Source organism: Candidatus Binatia bacterium (assembly GCA_036382395.1).
Classification (GTDB): Bacteria; Desulfobacterota; Binatia; order HRBIN30; family HRBIN30; genus JAGDMS01.
In genome coordinates, this window is the sequence record DASVHW010000063.1 from 1 (window position 1) to 1,939 (window position 1,939).

Consider the following 1,939-nt stretch of genomic DNA (forward strand, 5'->3'; position numbering starts at 1 on the left):
CAGATGCCGGGCGACCAGACTCACGGTCTGGTGGCACACCGGTCAAAGCGGCACCAGGAACGCGGCGTCGACGGTGTCTTCCTGACAGCGGCGCAACAGTTCCGGAACGTCACGCTCGATCGTGTGACGCTGACTGTACTCCGTGGGAACACCGTGCAGACGGCGCGCCAGCTGCCCGATCCGCCCCGTCCCCACGAGTTCCTGCAATCGGTGTACGGGAAAGTAGGAGTCCAGGTCTTCGGTGTGCGTCGCCTCCCTGTCCCAGAACAGGCCGTCGGTGCCGAGGTGGGCTGGGGGGCTGTCGCTCGGCACCGAATAGACGGCACGGAACGACGGCGTTTCAAAGCCCTGATGTGCGGTGGTGATCAGCGTCACCACGCTTTGCGACAGCGGCCGCCTCAACGGGGCAAAAGGCGCATCATCAAAGCACGCCCAGCGGTACGGGTTGCCGTAGCCTCGCGCCAGATAGTATTCGCGGCTCTTGTCGATATAGCTCACGAAGGTCCGGTGGGTCGGATCGACCCCGCGCCCAGCAGTCATGACCGTCGCCCTCGCTTGTCAGGTCTGCCCATGGGCGGATTCTATAAGCCGGTGCCGCCGGCGCTGCAACCTCCATGATGCATTTCTGGTCCTTCTCCTCGAGGGAGAAGAGGAAAGCGGTGCCTACCGCATCTCTGGGGGCGTCCACTTCGCCATGACTTCCCCGGCGATGAGTGCCGTCAGCGAACGCGGCGCCAAGCGAGGCGTATTCGCCCGCAGCCAGTTGAACCAGCCGGAGATCACCGAAGGCTGCCGGCCCAGGGCCTCCAGCGCCACCTTGACCACTTCGGAAGGTGGCTCTCCCGGATGTGCCGCTTCGCCCGCCACGACTTGGAACTCGGTCTCCGTCGGGCCGGGCTCCAGCACGAGGACGTCGACACCGGTGCCCTGCAGCTCGGCCCACAACCCTTCGCCGAGGAAACGGTCAAACGCCTTGGTTGCGCTGTACAGGCAGTTCAAGGGCACCGGCTGCGCACCGGCGATGGAACCGACGATGATCACCGCACCGCGGCCGCGCGCCTGCATGCCGGGCAGCAGCTGTCTGGTGAGCAGTAGCGGCGTCATGCAGTTGAGCTGCACCATCGACCGCAGGCGATCCGCGTCTTGCTTCTCCATGCGGCCCGCGTAGCCGAAGCCGGCATTGTTCACCAGCACACCGATCTCGAGGTCCCCTACGGCACCGACGAGATGTTCCACTCCTGCGGCGTCGCCAAGATCCACAGGCACGATCCGTGTGGCCACCTTGTAGGTTTGCTCGAGCTCGGCCGCCAGCGCCCTCAACCGATCCTCGCGCCTGGCGGCGAGCACGCATGACAGCCCCTCGCGCGCCAAGGCGCGAGCGAACTCGGCCCCGATGCCGGCTGACGCCCCGGTAACCAGTGCCCACTCCCCGTAGCGCTGACGCATGGGCACGCGCGGCCCAGCGAACTCATCGCGTGCCTGCCACAGCGCTCGGGCAACGGCGCCCAGAGCGGCGCCGCCCAGGATGCCGACGAACCAGTGCCCTGCGGCGATCTCCCAGATCAACACGGCAAGGGCCACTTGCGCCGCGTACAGCGCCGCCCACGGCCACATCCATGCCCGCATGCGCCAGAATCCGTATGCCCCGGCCATGTAGATCGCCCAGTGCAACGGCTCGGTCGCCTTGGCCGCCCACCCATGCAAGGTGATCCCGAACCATACCTCGGCATCGCGTGCCAGCGGCTTGCAGAAAAAGTCCCACGGCACGTACACCAACGCCAGGTAGGCGCAAAAGACCATCAACCCGTTCATCCACCACGGCCGATTGCCGAGCTGCCCGCGAAACCAACTCCTCATGCGTCCCCCCTTTTGCATTTACTACTGTGTCTCTCCGTGTCCTGAGCGTGTCAGGAGCGCGGCGCACACGCAAGCCGGCGTG

The 1,939-nt window shown here is 66.1% G+C and carries 2 protein-coding genes; both read right to left on the reverse strand.

The window, feature by feature from the left end; genetic code table 11:
- Positions 1-42: 42 nt before the first annotated feature.
- Positions 43-540: a hypothetical protein gene (locus VF515_03630; protein HEX7406724.1), complete on the reverse strand. Its 498-nt coding sequence runs from the start codon at positions 538-540 to the stop codon at positions 43-45.
- A gap of 123 nt (positions 541-663) precedes the next feature.
- Entirely contained in the window at positions 664-1,857 is a 1,194-nt protein-coding gene (locus VF515_03635; GenBank protein ID HEX7406725.1) for an SDR family oxidoreductase, read from the reverse strand.
- Positions 1,858-1,939 lie beyond the last annotated feature (82 nt).

What these genes read in the sequence shown, in the direction of transcription:
- VF515_03630 (HEX7406724.1), bottom strand. Translation starts at nt 540, where the DNA reads ATGACTGCTGGGCGCGGGGTCGATCCGACCCACCGGACCTTCGTGAGC.
- VF515_03635 (HEX7406725.1), bottom strand. Translation starts at nt 1,857, where the DNA reads ATGAGGAGTTGGTTTCGCGGGCAGCTCGGCAATCGGCCGTGGTGGATG.